Here is a 246-nt window from a genome sequence, read left to right as displayed (position 1 = left end):
CTGGCGTGCTAAGGCAAATGCCAAGGTGACAGGGCCGACGCGGCCGACAAACATTAAAACCATGATGACAATTTTCCCGAAAACGGAAAGTTCGCCAGTCAAGCCCATCGATAAGCCGACGGTCCCGAAAGCGGAGAACGCTTCAAACACAATCCATTCAAACGGTGCGTTTTCTGTATAGCTCAAAATTAAGATACCCAGGAAGACGGCAGTCATGCTGATAAAGACAATCGCAAGAGACCGTTC

General features: G+C 49.2%; 1 protein-coding gene. It reads right to left on the bottom strand.

The features are described 5' to 3' along the window. A partial coding sequence (locus SB775_RS32610; RefSeq protein WP_410865436.1) for a potassium transporter TrkG occupies positions 1-246 on the bottom strand: 246 nt, incomplete at both ends.

Source organism: Peribacillus sp. SIMBA_075 (assembly GCF_046534585.1).
This window is presented reverse-complemented; position numbering and strand designations above follow the sequence as displayed.